Here is a 16,901-nt window from a genome sequence, read left to right on the forward strand (position 1 = left end):
TATGTCGTGTTCTATCCGGTTTCGGAATTAGAAATGCAGTTGAATTACAGAGACCACAACCGCACCAGGTCGACGAATACCTTCAATTTCCACTTTAATTTCGCGCTCAATCTCCAAACCTTTTTTGATTGGCGTTACTTTTGTTAACGTGCTGACTGCACGAACATTATTGCCTGCTTTGACAGGGTAAGGGAAACGGACTTGGTTTAAACCCAAGTTAACTACCATTTTAGCTGTTGGGAACATTGGCTTGTCTGGATCGACTGAATCCGTCAGTTTAGGCAGCAATGCTAATGTTAAAAAGCCATGAGCGATAGTTGTCTTAAATGGAGATTCAGTTGAAGCACGCTCTGGATCTGTATGAATCCATTGCATGTCTTCCGTTACCGCACCAAATTGGTTAATACGTTCTTGAGACACATGAACCCAATCACCAGTGTGAATAACTTCGCCAATTTTTTCACTTAACTCGTCATAAAGCTTTTGAGCCTCAGGTGCCATTACGATCGGTGCAGGTTGAGGTGCAACTTCTTCGTTGACGGCTGGCTGCTGGTGATCACGAACTTTTGAGAAAAGAAAGCTATTTTGAGCTTTCCCCAAAAAGTCACTCCAATAATCGCGTAACGTTGGAGACATCCAATTCATAAACTCGGATTGATGAGCAGAAATCGCATCAACTTTGTCTTTAAATAGATTTGTGACCTTCATAAACACCCTTAAGAATTCTAAGCACAACTGGCTATACCAGTTAATTTTGAATTAGTTCACAAAGTCTTGCAAATACTTTCGGGCGAACACATGTACCCTAAAAGCATGTTATGTCTTATATATCAGCAAGATAACAATAAAACACCATTTTATTGACGTGCGCCAATATAAAGTAAAAACTCTATAAATTGGTACTTTTTGTCCCTTTTTCACTCCGTTTTCAAACTGTCCAACATCACATCAGTGATCATAAAACAAGCAAACAGTACTTCTATTATAATTCAGCACTTTACAAGTCGGACTATGCTCCTTATTATACCGCCCACAACGGAGAGATGGCTGAGTGGTTGAAAGCACCGGTCTTGAAAACCGGCATACGTTAATAGCGTATCTAGGGTTCAAATCCCTATCTCTCCGCCACTTATTTAGAGAGCTCGCATTTATTGCGAGCTCTCGTCGTTTTAGCTCTTACAAAAACGAGATTTAGAAATCCTCGCTCGTAAGCGAATCCAGCACTTCACTATATTCCAGTTAAAAGCCCGCTAATGTTTAGCGGGCTTTTAACTTCGATTTTCTAAAGTTTAAGCAAACTTCTTAATCATTTCAGACAGGTCATTGGTGCAATTTTGCACTTTGGTGTTCATATGATTCGTTTCAGTCATCAGTTCATACGATTCACTGTACTTTAAATTAAGCGACTGGATGTTTTCATTTATTTCATCCGTTACATAAACCTGCTCTTCTATCGCGACCGCAATTTGTTGGTTTCGTTCGACGACGTCCTGAACAAGGGACTCCAGTTGTTGAATGCTATCCAAAGCAGTACCTAGCAATGTTACCGTTCCGGTCGACATTTCATTACCTTTCTCTAACGCAGAAACCGCTGATTTGCTCCCATTTTGAATCCCTTCAATGGCCGATTTAATCTCTGTTGTCGATTCCTGAGTTCTTTTAGCTAAGGTTCTCACTTCATCTGCTACAACGGCAAACCCTCTGCCTTGTTCGCCTGCCCTCGCGGCTTCAATTGCAGCGTTCAACGCTAATAAATTAGTTTGTTCGGCAATACCATTGATGACTTCAACAACGGTTCCAATTTGCTCGGTTTGTTGGTTCAAACGTATGACCACTTTAGATATTTCGCCGAGCTCACCCACCAGCTCTAGTACCGATTGGTTAACATTATCGATAACGCTACGGCTGTCTATCATCGTATTTTGCGCTTCTAACGTAGCCTCGGCGGTCGCTTGAGCATTATTTGATATCTCAGATGAAGAGGCTTGCATCTCGTTGACCGCTGTTGCGACCGAGTCAATCTCCACTTTCTGTGCGCTTAAGTTCTCCGTCACTTGCTGGCTATTTGTCGCAGCACTGTTAGCACTTGCGCGCGTTTTTTCGCAAGAGTCTTTTACAGACACGCCAACGCGCCCCAATAGCGCATTGGCAAATTGCTTACGCATCTTCATACCCAGCTCAATCTCAGCCAGATCGTTGATTCTTCCGCAATAAATATATTCCATGAGTGGATTGTTGAAGTCTTGCCTAGCCTGTTTAGCGAGCTTCTCAACTGGTCTGGTTAATACATAAATAGAGAAAACGGAAAGTAACGCAACAACGCCAAACGCTATCACTGGTGATTGATTCATTTGTAGAATGAGTAAGCCAAGAAGGTTTGAAATTAAAAGGAAGAAGGCCGATCTCATCCACAAACGTGTACGAGGAAGATACATTTTCCACGGCTTACGATTATTTCGAAGCTTCGAATACGCTTTTTCCGCTCGCTGGATGTGTATACGCTCAGGTTTAAATCTCACTGATTGGTATTCCACAACTTCACCATTAGATTTTATAGGAGAAGCAAACGCGTCAACCCAATAATAGCCGCCGTTTTTACGTCGATTTTTGACCATTCCCATCCAGTGTTTGCCAGTTTTCAGGTGAGTCCATAAATCTTTAAAAGCCTGTTTTGGCATATCAGGATGACGCACAACATTGTGGGGTTTACCGATAAGCTCCCCTTCATCAAACCCCGCTACTTCATTAAAGTTTTCACTGGCATATTTGATGTAACTGGAGGTATCGGTAATGGAAACTAGGCTGTAACTCGAAGGGTAATCGTATTCCGTTTCACTCATAAACATGTGTCCTTACATTGATTAATTAACAAACGGCAAATATGAATTTATCAGCATAACATTTACATGCATAATGATAGATTGATTCAAAAATAAAACAAAATTATTGACAAGCTTACTTGTTACTTAATGACTCTAGTCGCATTTTTATCCTCTAATACAAGGCTTCGTTGATATGCACAAGACTGAGCACTGTTCAAAATTAATACACAAAAGCGCTTCCGTACTGAGTTCGTAAATTGTTATAAGTAATCCACTAAAACGAAAACAAGGAAGACAAACACAATGACTATTCACTTTCGTCAGCTTGCAGCTAAGAGAAACACGACACACTTGTTTATTGACGATTGGAAAATTAACACTCAGCAGTCTTGGGGGATATTCAGCGCGGATGGAGATATTGGCTCTCTGCTTGGAGACCTTATTTGTGATGAAATGTCACCAAATAGTGGGGAAATTGAGCTAAATGGGCTATCCGTTGCGCAAGTGTCGTTATCAGAGCAACAGCGATTACTGGAAAGAGAATTAGAAAAAGATGATACGGATTTTCTTGATCGTATCGACCAAGGAAGCACTGTTTATTCATTAATCCTAGAACAGAGCCAAGACACTAACTTAACTGAACAGCTAGTTAATGATCTCGACCTAAGTCATCTTAGAGATAGTGGCTTCCGTGTTCTCTCTACCGGAGAAACCAGAAGAGTAATGCTCGCCCGAGCTTTAGCCACACAACCTGACTTAGTATTACTCGATAATCCATTTACTGGCTTAGATATTGCGCACCGAGCTGCTCTCGCTCGCTATTTACACTCGCTTTCTCAAAATGTGCAACTACTCATAACCTTCTCTCGCGAATCTAACATGCCTGAGTGGATCAATAGCATCGCGCTTTTCAGTGCAGGAAAGCTTGATAGTACAATGGATAAGTCCAGTTGGGATAATCATCCAATCATTGGACAAATTAAATCTCAGTCAGAACAACAGAGTGAAGAAATGATGAGCTTGATACGTCAGCATCAGCACTCGACACCATTCAACAACCCAATATTTGAACTAAAGAATGGGGCTGTTGAATACACCGATAAGAAGATTTTTACTGGCTTGAACTGGCGCATAGACAAGGGCCAACATTGGCAGGTCAAAGGTCCAAATGGTTGTGGAAAGAGTACCTTACTTGGATTGATCTTTGGCGATCATCCGCAATGCTACAGCAATGACATTGATATTTTTGGTAAAAAGCGTGGTACTGGCGAGACAATCTGGGAAATTAAGCAGCATATCGGTATGGTGTCTTCAGCGCTACACCTCCAATATCGAGTCAATTGCAGCGCATTAGAAGTCATTTTGTCAGGATTTTACGATTCGATTGGGTTGTATAACCAGCCAACTCGCAAAGAGATGGATATTGCAAACGAGTGGCTCGATATCTTACATATGAGCCAGTACAAAAAAACCTCATTTAAGCAATTAGAGTACGGCCAGCAGCGACTATTACTGATTGCAAGAGCCATCGTGAAACAACCCACATTATTGATTTTGGACGAGCCGTATCAAGGGTTAGATTTTTTGGGTAGACGGTTAGTTAAGAACACACTTGAACTCATCGCTAGAGAGAATTTAAGCCAACTATTGTATGTGTCTCACTACCAAGAAGACCGCTTAGATAGCATCAAAAATGAGTTAGAGTTTGTGTTTGATGAAAATGCTCAGTGTTATAGAGCTAACGTCTACCAATCATAATGACTTCGCTGCGCAAGCTGCTCATAAGGTAATGGTTTGGAGTACAGGTATCCCTGATGATATCTCACTCCCATCTGCTTTAAGTGTTCAGCTTGCGCTATGGTTTCCACGCCTTCAGCGATCAATTGTACTTGTAATTCTTCCGCGAAGTGAACCATCGCTTTTAAGACAGAAGCACTAAGGCTAGGAATACCAATGGTTTCGACAAAGCACTTATCGATTTTTAAGTAATCTATGCGCATGTGCTGTAGAAATGCTAACGAGGTTTGGCCAGTTCCAAAATCATCGATCAGCACATCAATACCATGCACTCGCAGCGCTGCAATGCATTTTCTCGCCTCTGAATCAATGAGCTGACGCTCCGTTATCTCTACCCCTAATGAGACTTTGTTTCGGCTCAACTGTCTGTCGAGCAATTGAATTTTTCTGATCGCGTTTGGTCCGACTAAATAACCAGGCGGCACGTTAATACCAAGGTGGACAGGCTGATCAAAGCCTAATTTACTGAAGTCCTCTGCCGCTTTATCCAGAACGAAATCAGTAAGTAAAAAAACCAATCCACTTTGCTCTGCCGCAGGGACAAACTCATCCGGAGAAATGAACCCCTTACTTTGATGCTCCCATCGCACTAGCGCTTCAAACCCGAATAACTGGCCGGTATCAACGTTAACTTGCGGTTGGTAATACAGGGTCAACTCTCCTCTTTTTATCGCTCTTTTAAGATCCAGTATCAAATTGCGATGAGGATCAATAAACTTATTCAACGCATACAAGCAAAGGTAGATCACGAAAATAATTGGAATTGAGTACAAAAAATAGGAAAGTGTTCTCTGTTTGACGAAAAGATCGCTGGCTTCGCTCAAAGCTTCATACTCAAACATTTGCGACGATTTGATACCGATAGGATTACTTCCCGCTCTTAATGCTCCTTCAGGTGAAACTTGCTCATGGATAAACAGCGCAGAACGTTTTAGGCGTAAATCGTTGTTAAACCCTATTGTCGCATTAAAGTAGTCATGATCGATAATCGTTACGGCTTGATAACCGCGCTCTCCTTCCGTTACCACTAGCAAAAACTGATCGTACAAGCTATCAACACTACCAAGCGCTAGCGTTTGTCCCTTGGGAAAGGTGATGTGCTCAGCTAACGGTTTAGAGATACTTCCCAATTTCGAAGAACAAGTAATGACTCCCTCTTTCACAATGAGCATTTCTTCAATATCTCGTTCAAACATTAAGCTTTGCTGGAGCTCTTCACATCGTTCAGGGTGTAGCAGCGCCGTGCGGTTTTCTGTCTCTATTTGGAATAAAATTTCATCTGCAATTTGCACATTTTTTTCTAATAAATGATTGAGGTTGTTTTGCACGCTTTCACGAGCTAAATACAAAACCTCTCCAATAACCAAAGGAATAGGCAGAAGAAAAATGATGGCTTTTTTAAAAATCGCCTTATTCAGCATATAAAAGTAACCTTTTATAAAACCGATTTACTGAGATGGTACCTCGATTCCGATACCCGCTAGCAACTCACGTTTTTAACATTATTTGTTTGGATTAACTCAGTATGCGAAACGCTGAGTAATACCGCAAACTAAACAATGTCTTAATCACTCCTGTTCCAATTTAGTATCAAGCGCCTCAAACCTGAGACTTTAATTCGACACCATGTTATGTCTATCGGTACTTGCGAAAGTCTTTACCTGTCTGTTTCTCATCATGTAAGAATTACCCATTAAAATTATTTTTCTTTTCTCAGTGATTAAGAATTATATTTGTCGTAACTCCTACAACACGTTACAACACTCTCATGACGACAAACAAAGCTAATGCTAACCAGGTAAACGAAAAATCACTGCAGTTGTTAATGCAAGTTGCAGTTAGTCCGTTCCCAGTTTCTGCGAAAACGCTAAGCGAGCAATTGAACGTTCCTTTAAGCAGCCTTTACCGACACTTAAAACTGCTTAAAGAGTGGAACTTGATCGAAGAAAGCGTTCACGACAAGACATTTGTCGTTGGTCCGGCGGCATTATTACTCATGCACAGCTATGAGACCGCGCAACATGGGCTCGACATGGTCGAAACCATACTGGCTAGGTTGGTACAACAAACCGGGGAAATGGCCGCTTATATGGTACCAGCGGGTTATCGTGCGCTTTGTGTCAGACAGAAAGAAAGTATGCAGGCGCTGCGTTGCAGCTTCGTCCAGGGTCAAAGTCAACCTCTGCTGCGCGGTGCCTCATCTAAAGTGATGCTCGCTTTTATGCCTCAAAGTCGATGCGAGAAAATCTTGAGATACTTTAATCAAGATCACCGACGCGACGAGTGGGAAAAAGAGCTCACAACCATCCGTAAACACGGATATGCCGTCAGTACTTCTGAGATTGACCCTGGTGTTTCAGGTATTAGCGCACCGGTAATGAAAGGAAGCAAACTGATTGGCGCAGTCTCGGTGATGGCTCCGGCCCACCGAGTCGAAAAGGATAAGCAGCGCATTATTTTACATGTACTGCAAGCGGCAAGGGCACTACCACCAGAAAGGTAATTCATCATGTTAAGCTTTTTCAAACGCTATAAACTCCATCACACAGTGAAACAGCCGCAACATTACCCTTTTTCTTTTATGACAGTGTGTGAGTATTTGCCACCCATGTCTAAGGGCGCGTTTGAATTAGCTGATCAAAGTTTGGAAAATGCTAGTGATTGGCTTTACCAACAACATGATCATGAAACCGCTGAAAACTTTGGTCACTTCAACCACGACAAGCTGGAAAATGGCGAGTTTCAGGAAGCATTAAGCCTTTCGCTTTCTCGCCACTCAATTCCTGTTTTAGTCACTAACTGTACCGAGGCAATCTTGTCCATGTTACCTGTGGTCGTGTCCTATCGAGACGAAGTGGGTGTGGTAAATATTGGACATGACATGAACTTGAAACCAACACTTGAACCACGTTTAGGCTCGGCATTTCATTTTGCTCTTTCTCGCTATCAAAACGTGCGATTATTTTTTGCTGGTGTTAGCGAACAAGATACAAAGCAAGAAACGTGGGAATACGCGGAGGATCAAGGTTGTGACTGGGTAACCGATAAAGAGTTTTCTTTTCGTCATCGCAATAATGTTAAGCAACAGATCGGCAATTACCTAGACCACTGCGACCAAATAATCATTAGTATCGACCTTGGATCTCTAAAAACCAAAAACAGCCTTGATGGCGCGTCAGAAATTGATATCCAAATGGTTCTACGCACGATTAGGCAATGTTTGGTTGCAGGTAAAGTGAGAGCAATTCAGCTCGTTGGCGATCGAGATTGTCTGGTGTATTCGAGACAAACGAAAGCCATACTAGAAGAGTTATATCAGATGGCTCCACTCATCGTTCACGCTGCCTAGCGTTATAAACGTTCAGAATCAGGATCGCGTCCTTCCTGATTCTGAACCAACATGCTTACTTATTATCCTTAACTAACAAATAGTTACACATATAAATCGACACACATCACACTTGCCTCTTGAACTAACCTGACACTTACGTTGTAATAAGGCCGCTAAACTTTGGTATGACATACGAAATAAAAAATAACCAAAGTTCAATAACTAAGCGGCTTCAGAACAAAAAAGTACCGCAGCTATTCCAATTTCAGTGAGCATTTGCTCACGCTCGCTTGATGCCATCTTGTTCCACTCATTAGGACATTTGATGATGCGTCTTTGCAGTATTTTCACTGCGGTTCTTTTTTTACCGCTAACCTCACACGCCACCACTTATGACGTAAAAGATCTATCTGAGTTAGGCCAACTTTGCTCACACAAGAGTTTTAGTATCGAAAGCGATGGCACGACTTATCGCTGTACAGGGAAACTAGTCCTACCCGCTGGTGATAAAATTGTCTCCTCATTACCGGAAAAAGAGATAACATTAAAAGCAGATTATGGCATTGTGTTAGAGGGGAATAATACAATTGGTGAACCCAATAAACGTATCTCTCTACACGCCCTCGCTACCGGATTAACGGTTAACAATGAGAAAGCATCAAACCTCGACGATTACCAAAACAAGCACACTGTTATCTATGGTGATCTTCTATCGGCTTATCCAACAAAGCTGCATAACGTACTCATCGATGGGGATATAGAGCTAACAGGTGAGGCCCTTCATATTAATGGTGAGTACAACACCATTATTGGTGACATTTTGACTCACAGCACGACCAATATATTTAATACAAACATCTGTGGTAAGGTCGAATCACAAGGCGAAACACTACACCTAAAAACAAACCATCCTTTACAAGACCATTTTGTCGTCGGTGATGTTTCTGCGCACAAATCTCTGATTATAAAAGATATGTCGATCTATGGTACGGCTGAATCTGTAGGATCGTCAGCTACATTAAGTGGCTCATTCTATAGTTCCACCGCAGCAATTAAATACTTCCAAACATTGAACTTCAACAACGCTCCAAATCAGCCTAGTCAAGTTTGTGGTGAAATCCAACAAACGCCAGGAAGTGCACAAACGAAAGCACAAGACAACAAATACACGCAATACTGTGGATTGGGCGAGGCTGATTGTCACTACTCTTCCCAAGTCTGTCCAATCACCCCTCAAGATGTTCCGAATTGCAGCATGCAGCCTCCATCGGAGAACGACTTAAACCTCAGCGTCACACCATCGGACGACATGGCACTGATGTGCGGCGACGATCTTCCGCAATTTACAGCAACAACAACCAATAATGGAGAAGTTGTAAGCGCAGAAGTCAGTGCTGTCCTATCACACCCTGACTTGTTCACTTTAGAGGTGGTTAAAGGTCAGCAGACATTAGGAGCCAACCAATTTATATCTGACGAGAATGGTGAACTTGTTGTTCGAGTGGTTCCGAATAATATTGATACGATCTCGTTAGATACCAACTACACACTAACTTTCACTATGGCGAAAGACACGAGCAAGCATCAAACTGTTCGCTTTATGTTTACGCCATTTATGTTTGAGGCCTACTCAAAGACGAAAAGCGCAACTTTAAATGAAATACGCGTTATTGCAGGTAAACCAGAAAACGTGCATACGCGATTGCTTGCTTGTGCCTCCACCGGCGAACCTGTAGTGGCAAGCAACTACAATGGTACGCCTAAGATTTTTCATCCATTGGTTCAACCATTAGGAGGAAGTGAAGGAAACTTTAGCTATTCAGCGGAATTTAAAGACGGCTTGTCTGAACATGGTCTTATCACGAACGAGTCCGGCATATTTGAAGTGACATTGTCCGATCATTTTGAATGTGAGGGATTTGAAGAATGTCCAGAAGAAGGCAAAGTGGAAGTGAAAGGGACATTTAATGTGCACTCGCGACCATGGACACTCGCTATTTGTGACAACCAACGTGCTTTGCCTTCTGGCACCTCTGAACAAGGAGAAGGGTTTCTTGCTGCCGGAGAACTTTTCTCTCTAACGGTGAAACCAATCATTTGGCAACCTGACGGCTCTGTAAGTGGGTCTGTTGAATCAGCACGCTATTGTGATGCTTCTATCACCCGTAATTTTATGCTTGATGACGCTCCAGCAGCATCGGTTGTCTTGTCGAGTGAGCAACATACGCCATCAGAGACAGCGAACCAAACCTCAAAATTGCTAAAAAGTAGTGACTCACTGGCTCAGGCGCATAATTCAGCCAAGAATGATCAATTCGTCTTTAATGGATTATATTGGGAAGAAGTCGGGAGCTTGAGAGTAAAAGCAAACCTAGAAAGTAAATATCTAGGTATGACTGTTAACGAAAGCTATCGTTACATCGGTCGTTTTTACCCAAAATATTTTCAAGTGCAAGACCAAGAATGGCACTACCCACATGGCCAAACTTTTGCTTACATGAATCAACCTTTTGAGAAAGTCACTTACGATGTTGTCGCACTCAATGCGAATAAGGAAAACGTGAAGAACTACGTCCACTTTTCATCTAACCTTCAACAACATTTCGACTTAGGCGAGCTAAGCTCATACTCCGATCGGTTTTTGCCGCCTAAGCCTAAGAAGGTAGACTGGAAACTACTGGGTAGCGCGAGTGTTGGAACGTTTGTGATCGAGAAGCCCTCGACCAATGCGACTTGTAACAATAGCCCATGTTGGAAAAAGAACACGACAGATAAACAATACCCTGATGGCCCATTTAATAAAGGGACTAACAGTGACAGCAGCCAAATAGGTTTAGTCACGACTAAAGCCGTTGATGAGGTAAACTTCTTCGACGATAGCGAAGTGCTCACAAAACAACCAGACATTCGATTCGGTCGTTTGAACTTTCAAGATGTAGGTGGCAACCAAGGCATGGTGATCAAAGTGCCACTTGATGTGGAAATTTGGCAAAACGGTCGATTTACGACTAACTTCGATGACAGCTCAACAACGGCGAGTGGTGAATATTACTTCAGCACGCCAATTTGGTCTCATGCGCTAGCAAACAACGCCCTGCTTTCTGGCGTTGGAACGATGAGTATTGGCAGAATGACCGATATCGTTGCAAGCCAAATTGACTCAGCACGCGAGCAAATACAATTCCACCTGGATTTAGACGGCTCAGGTAATCGCATCCCTTGGCTGAAATACGATTGGGATAACACGACAAGTGAAGAGGAAAATCCACCTGTTACAGTTACGTTTGGTGTTCACCGAGGAAACGATCGCATTATTTATCGTGGTGAGCCAAATATGCTTGGCCTAAATTAACGCGAAACGACAAAACAAAAAAAGCCCCTATATTGAGGGGCTCTTTTCATCTAAAACGGATGTAATTTACTTTGCGCCACGACGCGCTTTCAGGCGCTTCACCATAGCAAGACGACGCTCTGCCGACCCTTGGTCTGTTGCCGACTGGTTCGGGTTATTACGACGACCTTGACGATTCTTAAACGCTGGTTTTGAGTGCAGCTTTTCAATGTAAGATTCACGCTGTTTTGGTTCATAGCCTGCAAGCTCAATACGGCGAATTCGCTGCTGGATTAGATTTTCAACCTGAACAACCGTGAGCTCTTCATCTCGGTTTACAAATGAAACGGCATGACCTTGTTTACCTGCACGGCCTGTACGACCAATTCGGTGAACGTAATCTTCCGCTAGGAAAGGCATGTCATAGTTCACAACGTGAGGTAAATCTTCAATATCTAGACCTCGAGCAGCGACATCGGTAGCCACCATGACACGTGCTTTACCGGACTTGAACTCTTCTAACGCACGACGACGAGCACTTTGAGCACGGTCACCATGACAAACCACCGCTTTGATACCATCAAGTTTCAGCTCTTTTACTACTTCGTTTGCGGTCTCTTTGTAGTTCACAAATACCAACACTTGTTTCCAGTTCTTACGACCAATCAGCTCCGAAAGCAGTTCCGTTTTTCGCTCTTGATCAACTGGATATAACACGTGAGCAACTGTCTGTGCTGTCGTATTCGCTCGCTCAACTTCAATACGCTTAGGCTTACGCAGGATATCTTTTGCTAACAGATTTAGTTGGCTCGAAGTCGTTGCTGAAAACATCATAATTTGCGGATCAGTATCCACATCTAGCATGATCTTACGTACTGCGTGAATAAAGCCCATGTCCAAGATACGGTCTGCTTCATCAAACACTAAAAACTCTAAGTGTGCGACCGAGACATTACCTTGTTCAATGTGCTCTTCCAATCGACCTGGTGTAGCCACTAGGATATCTACACCGTTTTCTAATGCCGTTACTTGAGAAGACATTTTACGGCCACCGAAAATCGCAGCCACCGACAGGTTCGTGTACTTCGTGTAAGCTTTGATGTTGTCAGCAATTTGTTCAGCAAGCTCACGAGTTGGAGCCAAGATAAGTGCGCGAGCAGTCTTACGAGAAGCGCTACGGTTACTGTCTAGCAACTGCTGAATCATAGGCAGAGAAAACGCAGCCGTTTTACCAGTACCTGTTTGTGCTGTAGCGAAAATATCATGGCCTTTGCGAGCCATTGGAATCGCCTTCTGTTGAATTGGCGTTAACTTTTCATAACCGCATTCTGCCAGTGCTTTAACCACTTCTGGCGCAAAACCTTGAGATGAAAATGACATTGAGCGTATTCCTTAAACAAACCACTAAAAATAGCTTTAAAAATTTAGCCGTGCACTATACCCGAATTTGAGTGATTTATCTCACTTTTCTCATTGAAATCCTACAAAAGAAAAAACGGTGAGCACAGATATATTAGTGGTTCACCGTTTTCGTTTAACCTTTGCGCGATTTAATGTTTGATGCCAGATAACTGAAGGAGAATTCGCTCAAGCTCATCCCATGGCAACAGCTGAGAATCTATCACTTCTAATCGTGATTCAAAGCCTTCTAAGCTGATTTCATTCACCGACACGACTCGGTTGGCAACATTAAACGCGTAACAACCTTGATCCGTATTGACCACTGCTTTAACACGCTCTGCGGTCAAGTCCGAAAGCATAGAGAAAAGCTTTTCAAAATCAAACTTATACTCTGCCCCAAACAACCACCCACAACTAAAATAACCCTGCCCTTTGTTCTCTTTGCGCACAAAGGCTTCACCAGGCGCCAATTGGAATTGAGGCTCTTGATGAGCGTGGTCATGATGATGTGACTCGATATGGGAAGAAGCGCTGCCGTAAACCCGCTCAATATCCAAGACTTCTATCGGCAACTCACCGTCATGAATAAGCTTACTGAATACTTTTGAAGGGGATTGGTCCGTCACCCAGTCATTAAACACATCAAGGTCGTGGCTGGAACATAGGTCAACCTTACTACCAATAACCACATCTGCACTGTCTAACTGGTCCACGAAGTTTTGGTTAGAAAGATACTTTTCATCACTTAAGTTACGCGGATCAACCAAGGCAATCGTCGCTTTAAGATCAACGTAAGGTTCATACTGCTGTGAGGTAAGCGTCGCGATAACCTGTTTTGGATGACCAAGGCCTGTCGGCTCAATCAATAAACGGTCCGGTTTTTGACGCAATAATGCGGTGATACCTACCGACATCGGCACACCCGCAGTGCAGCACATACAACCACCCGGCACTTCTTTAATCAGCGCGCCTTGGTCGGTCATCAATGCACCGTCGATGCCAATCTCACCAAATTCATTGACCAAAACCGCCCAGTTTTCTTTTTCCGGTTTGTTCTTCAGTAGATTTAAAATCGTGGTCGTTTTACCGACACCCAAAAATCCGGTCAGTATGTTGGTTGGTACTCGATTTGACATGCTTATCTCCGACACGTTAGTGCATTAATGCTCCAGCAAAGTATACGGAGAATGTGACTCGCTTCAACGCTTTTTATCGCACGCATCAAGCTCATTGCGTGATGCGTTGGAACACATTTTTCGAGCTTGTTTGGGTTGACTTATCAACTCTGAACGCTTCATATCAGACAGGTATCTACTGGTATAAATAACGCAAGTAAAAAACGCGATAATAGCGACTACGATGGGAAGAACTCCGAGCGTGTTTTCGAATTTAAGCGCAGCAATAGCCAACGCGAAAACAACGACAGAGATAAGTGCGATTGACTTACTTTTGTTGCTTTTCATAATAACTCGCCTTTCGTAAAGTTAGCCCCTAACACCTCCTGTACTAGAGGAATGCCAGTTTGAACAACATCCAACCTGACTATTCAATGCTACTCCTTTCGCTACTTGTGAAATTTGACAAAGCTAACATTTACTACAACATCAAACGACGAGCTTATTATTATCTTTCATATACTTACTGGATTTTAAAACACTTACTAGCAAATCGACCCGCCGCTGACCAATATGTCGTTTTCATTGGCAATACAAACTTGCGCCACCAGCCTTAGCCCTTCGACTATCATCTCCAGAGACATAGAAGGCTGACTGCCATCTGCTGCTTGTTCTGGCAATAATGGAATATGAACAAACCCGTGACGAATCGGATTGTCTTTCAAGTAATGTTGGATGCCATAAAAAAGGTGGTTACATACAAATGTTCCAGCACTGTTGGAAATCTGGCTAGGTATACCCTGCGTTTGCAATGTTTGCACAACACGCTTTATCGGTAGTGTCGAGAAGTAAGCATCAGGACCATCAGCCACCACGGGTTCATCAATCGGTTGATGACCAGCGTTATCTGGAATACGAAAATCATCGACATTGATTGCGACACGCTCTGGGGTTATCGCGCTACGCCCGGCCGCTTGCCCTACAGTAATCACACAGTCTGGCTGGTGCGCTTCTATTGCTTCAATAACGACTTTCACCGAGTCATATCGAACTACGGGGACTGGGCAAGTAACTATCACACCTCCTTTTATGGCCGCGGCCTCTAATTGCTTGACCGCTTCTAAGGCGGGGTTAATGGCGTCACCACCAAAAGGTTCAAAACCGGTAATCAGGACTTTCTTCATAACAGCCTTTAGGAAAAGAGTTTCACAAATTATTGCACTCCCCTTCACCCCATCCAATAGCAAAAGTATTGATGAGATAAACCAGACAACATTATGTGACTCATGTCTAACCAGAGAGTGTTTTCTGCCTCATTGAATCTAGGCAAGTTCCGGACTATCGAGACTAACTTATTGATGATTAGTGGCAGGGCAAGGTTCTCTCATTACATGACGCACGTAGAAGCTTGGTTTCCACGCTTAACTTAGGTAGAGTACGCGACCGCAATGCAATTCGAAGAGATTGAATACAATGAATATTGATAACCATGTAATCGAAACGATTGAAGAGTTAGAGGCATTTCTGCATTTAGTAGAAAGCGGCGCTCTGGGTCTTGAAGGTGTCACTGGCGTTGCGCTAGCCACCTCTAATACCGATGGCCGTCCATTTGTTGCCGTATTAGGAGAAAAGCACCAATTGCTCCTCGGTCGCTGGGTTTCGCAGCACGTATATGACAATGGTAAAGACATCGTTCGTAACGGCCCAACCAGAAAACACTAAGCGCTCGACGCCACCTATAACATCACGCCGTCTTATACACCAAGCGTATGCTTTGAAAGCAATGCGCTTGGTGTACTCAAAAAATAAAAAAGAAAAGGCTAGCCTTTATTAATTTTGTCGGTATACTGCACATCAGCTCTTACGGAAAGAGCTATTAATGTAATTAAAGATCAAAGTTTCTCTCAGTTCCACATCGAATTCCTCGTTTACGTTCCTGCGACAAAATAGTTATCTCTAAAATCATATAGTAGCACTTGATATTAGCTAAAAATTCAATATTTAAAACAATCAAATATAGAGGTATCTATGTCTAATAAATTAACTGGTTCAGTAAAATGGTTCAACGAAACTAAAGGTTTTGGTTTTATTTCTCAAGACAATGGCGGTGATGACGTATTCGTTCACTTCCGTTCTATTGTTTCTGAAGGCTTCAAAACTCTTACTGAGGGCCAAAAAGTATCGTTCGTTGTTGAACAAGGTAACAAAGGTTTACAAGCAGCTGAAGTAACTGCACTGTAATTCTTTGTGTGGCATCAATGTTGTTGGTGCCACAATCCCCTTCCACTTATTACTGCCCTTACTATTCTCTATCTAAGTTTATATACCCAAATCACTTACCTCTCCCACACCATCATTAATCACTTTCAATAAAGTCACTTTGGTATACATCTTTAGGTAATCACACCGCCTACCTTGCAATTCCAGTTTGGAACTAAATTAATCTCATTCATATCTGAATCACTTCGCCTCATGCTTTGCTCATAAAAATAAAGTTTATAAAATAAAAGCGATTGGCGAATATAAGAGAAAAAATGAAATTAAATATATCTGCTCAATCAATAAATTCTAATAATTACGAGCACATTATCCCTAGCTGAGAGATTGAGTTTGCACTGAAATGCCATTACATGAAGCCATTTATCGGACAACACTTTATAGGGACAGCGTCTGGATTCACACACTTCGGAGCATTTGTTGAGTTAGAGGAAAACCGAATCGAAGGTCTCATTCCTTTATCAAGTTTCCAAAATGGTGAGTTCGAATTTGATGCAGTCAAACAAAAAATTTCTAGCCAGAGCACCACGTTTACTTTAGGGACTAAAGTGCACGTATTGGTTAAAAACGTCGATTCGAAACAAAGAAAGATCATGTTCAATTTAAAAGATGCAGAACACACGGTAGGTTAGTCTGTTTTAGGTTACTTTCTAATCCATTAATCAAAAATAAAAAATAAGCTTTTAATACCGCAATTAACTTGTGACATTTCGCTGACATCGACTCATTCTAAAACCCTAATATCTGACAAAGGAAACGAATCTAATTTTTGTTTCCAGACACCATCGCAGAGTGTATTTCCAGCACTCTGTTTGCCTCGAGAGGTT

Annotated in this window: 13 protein-coding genes, 1 tRNA gene and 1 pseudogene; 8 read left to right on the top strand and 7 right to left on the bottom strand. The window is 42.4% G+C overall.

The genetic code is table 11. The features are described from left to right. Nucleotides 1–27: 27 nt before the first annotated feature. Nucleotides 28–708: a MaoC family dehydratase gene (locus R7Q11_RS06850; RefSeq protein WP_005375670.1), complete on the bottom strand. Its 681-nt coding sequence runs from the start codon at nucleotides 706–708 to the stop codon at nucleotides 28–30. A gap of 329 nt (nucleotides 709–1,037) precedes the next feature. Here R7Q11_RS06850 and R7Q11_RS06855 point away from each other — a divergent pair. Then, a tRNA-Ser gene (locus R7Q11_RS06855) sits at nucleotides 1,038–1,128 on the top strand. Nucleotides 1,129–1,289: 161 nt separating this feature from the next. On the opposite strand, the gene R7Q11_RS06860 is transcribed toward R7Q11_RS06855, so the two are convergent. After that, nucleotides 1,290–2,840, bottom strand: coding sequence for a PAS domain-containing methyl-accepting chemotaxis protein (locus R7Q11_RS06860; protein WP_025768974.1), 1,551 nt, complete (start codon nucleotides 2,838–2,840; stop codon nucleotides 1,290–1,292). Nucleotides 2,841–3,125: 285 nt separating this feature from the next. Here R7Q11_RS06860 and modF point away from each other — a divergent pair, with 285 nt between their 5' ends. Continuing rightward, complete coding sequence (gene modF, locus R7Q11_RS06865) at nucleotides 3,126–4,580, top strand: molybdate ABC transporter ATP-binding protein ModF (protein ID WP_225466321.1); 1,455 nt, start codon at nucleotides 3,126–3,128, stop codon at nucleotides 4,578–4,580. On the opposite strand, the gene R7Q11_RS06870 is transcribed toward modF, so the two are convergent. After that, entirely contained in the window at nucleotides 4,568–6,040 is a 1,473-nt protein-coding gene (locus tag R7Q11_RS06870) for an EAL domain-containing protein (protein WP_025768976.1), read from the bottom strand. The two genes, modF and R7Q11_RS06870, sit on opposite strands and share 13 nt — an antisense overlap. 347 nt (nucleotides 6,041–6,387) lie before the next feature. Here R7Q11_RS06870 and R7Q11_RS06875 point away from each other — a divergent pair, with 347 nt between their 5' ends. The 3 genes from R7Q11_RS06875 to R7Q11_RS06885 all read left to right on the top strand — a co-directional run bounded on the left by R7Q11_RS06875 (nucleotide 6,388) and on the right by R7Q11_RS06885 (nucleotide 11,302). Continuing rightward, complete coding sequence (locus tag R7Q11_RS06875; RefSeq protein ID WP_005386192.1) at nucleotides 6,388–7,122, top strand: IclR family transcriptional regulator; 735 nt, start codon at nucleotides 6,388–6,390, stop codon at nucleotides 7,120–7,122. Between the two features lie 6 nt (nucleotides 7,123–7,128). Beyond that, nucleotides 7,129–7,968 (top strand): arginase family protein, encoded by an 840-nt coding sequence (locus tag R7Q11_RS06880; protein WP_025768977.1) that lies wholly within the window; start codon nucleotides 7,129–7,131, stop codon nucleotides 7,966–7,968. 307 nt (nucleotides 7,969–8,275) lie between these two features. Next, the gene (locus R7Q11_RS06885) at nucleotides 8,276–11,302 is read left to right on the top strand and encodes a DUF6701 domain-containing protein (protein WP_225466322.1); all 3,027 of its coding nucleotides are present in this window, start codon (nucleotides 8,276–8,278) and stop codon (nucleotides 11,300–11,302) included. A gap of 66 nt (nucleotides 11,303–11,368) precedes the next feature. Here the strand turns inward: R7Q11_RS06885 and R7Q11_RS06890 are convergent, their stop codons facing one another. From R7Q11_RS06890 to pcp, 4 genes are all read right to left on the bottom strand, one after another. Then, nucleotides 11,369–12,661 (bottom strand): DEAD/DEAH box helicase, encoded by a 1,293-nt coding sequence (locus R7Q11_RS06890; RefSeq protein ID WP_005375652.1) that lies wholly within the window; start codon nucleotides 12,659–12,661, stop codon nucleotides 11,369–11,371. A 170-nt stretch (nucleotides 12,662–12,831) separates the two neighbouring features. Next, nucleotides 12,832–13,818 (bottom strand): CobW family GTP-binding protein, encoded by a 987-nt coding sequence (locus R7Q11_RS06895; RefSeq protein ID WP_017821090.1) that lies wholly within the window; start codon nucleotides 13,816–13,818, stop codon nucleotides 12,832–12,834. Nucleotides 13,819–13,881: 63 nt separating this feature from the next. Continuing rightward, nucleotides 13,882–14,145, bottom strand: a complete 264-nt coding sequence (locus tag R7Q11_RS06900) for a hypothetical protein (RefSeq protein ID WP_005375648.1) — start codon at nucleotides 14,143–14,145, stop codon at nucleotides 13,882–13,884. Nucleotides 14,146–14,342: 197 nt separating this feature from the next. After that, a complete protein-coding gene (gene pcp / locus R7Q11_RS06905) occupies nucleotides 14,343–14,981 on the bottom strand; it encodes a pyroglutamyl-peptidase I (protein WP_017821091.1) in 639 nt (212 codons plus the stop codon). 289 nt (nucleotides 14,982–15,270) lie between these two features. Between pcp and R7Q11_RS06910 the strand changes: the two genes are divergently transcribed. The 3 genes and pseudogenes from R7Q11_RS06910 to R7Q11_RS06920 form a co-directional block, all read left to right on the top strand. Then, nucleotides 15,271–15,519, top strand: a complete 249-nt coding sequence (locus tag R7Q11_RS06910; protein ID WP_005375646.1) for a hypothetical protein — start codon at nucleotides 15,271–15,273, stop codon at nucleotides 15,517–15,519. Nucleotides 15,520–15,825: 306 nt separating this feature from the next. Then, nucleotides 15,826–16,038 carry a cold-shock protein gene (locus R7Q11_RS06915; protein ID WP_005375644.1) on the top strand — a complete coding sequence of 71 codons (213 nt, stop codon included), beginning with the start codon at nucleotides 15,826–15,828 and terminating at the stop codon, nucleotides 16,036–16,038. Between the two features lie 359 nt (nucleotides 16,039–16,397). Then, nucleotides 16,398–16,706, top strand: a pseudogene (locus R7Q11_RS06920) (S1 RNA-binding domain-containing protein); the annotation flags it as partial. Nucleotides 16,707–16,901 lie beyond the last annotated feature (195 nt).

The organism is Vibrio sp. 970 (genome assembly GCF_033339075.1).

Coding starts and splice junctions, on each gene's coding strand:
- R7Q11_RS06850 (WP_005375670.1), bottom strand. CDS start 708: ATGAAGGTCACAAATCTATTTAAAGACAAAGTTGATGCGATTTCTGCT.
- R7Q11_RS06860 (WP_025768974.1), bottom strand. CDS start 2,840: ATGAGTGAAACGGAATACGATTACCCTTCGAGTTACAGCCTAGTTTCC.
- modF (WP_225466321.1), top strand. CDS start 3,126: ATGACTATTCACTTTCGTCAGCTTGCAGCTAAGAGAAACACGACACAC.
- R7Q11_RS06870 (WP_025768976.1), bottom strand. CDS start 6,040: ATGCTGAATAAGGCGATTTTTAAAAAAGCCATCATTTTTCTTCTGCCT.
- R7Q11_RS06875 (WP_005386192.1), top strand. CDS start 6,388: ATGACGACAAACAAAGCTAATGCTAACCAGGTAAACGAAAAATCACTG.
- R7Q11_RS06880 (WP_025768977.1), top strand. CDS start 7,129: ATGTTAAGCTTTTTCAAACGCTATAAACTCCATCACACAGTGAAACAG.
- R7Q11_RS06885 (WP_225466322.1), top strand. CDS start 8,276: ATGATGCGTCTTTGCAGTATTTTCACTGCGGTTCTTTTTTTACCGCTA.
- R7Q11_RS06890 (WP_005375652.1), bottom strand. CDS start 12,661: ATGTCATTTTCATCTCAAGGTTTTGCGCCAGAAGTGGTTAAAGCACTG.
- R7Q11_RS06895 (WP_017821090.1), bottom strand. CDS start 13,818: ATGTCAAATCGAGTACCAACCAACATACTGACCGGATTTTTGGGTGTC.
- R7Q11_RS06900 (WP_005375648.1), bottom strand. CDS start 14,145: ATGAAAAGCAACAAAAGTAAGTCAATCGCACTTATCTCTGTCGTTGTT.
- pcp (WP_017821091.1), bottom strand. CDS start 14,981: ATGAAGAAAGTCCTGATTACCGGTTTTGAACCTTTTGGTGGTGACGCC.
- R7Q11_RS06910 (WP_005375646.1), top strand. CDS start 15,271: ATGAATATTGATAACCATGTAATCGAAACGATTGAAGAGTTAGAGGCA.
- R7Q11_RS06915 (WP_005375644.1), top strand. CDS start 15,826: ATGTCTAATAAATTAACTGGTTCAGTAAAATGGTTCAACGAAACTAAA.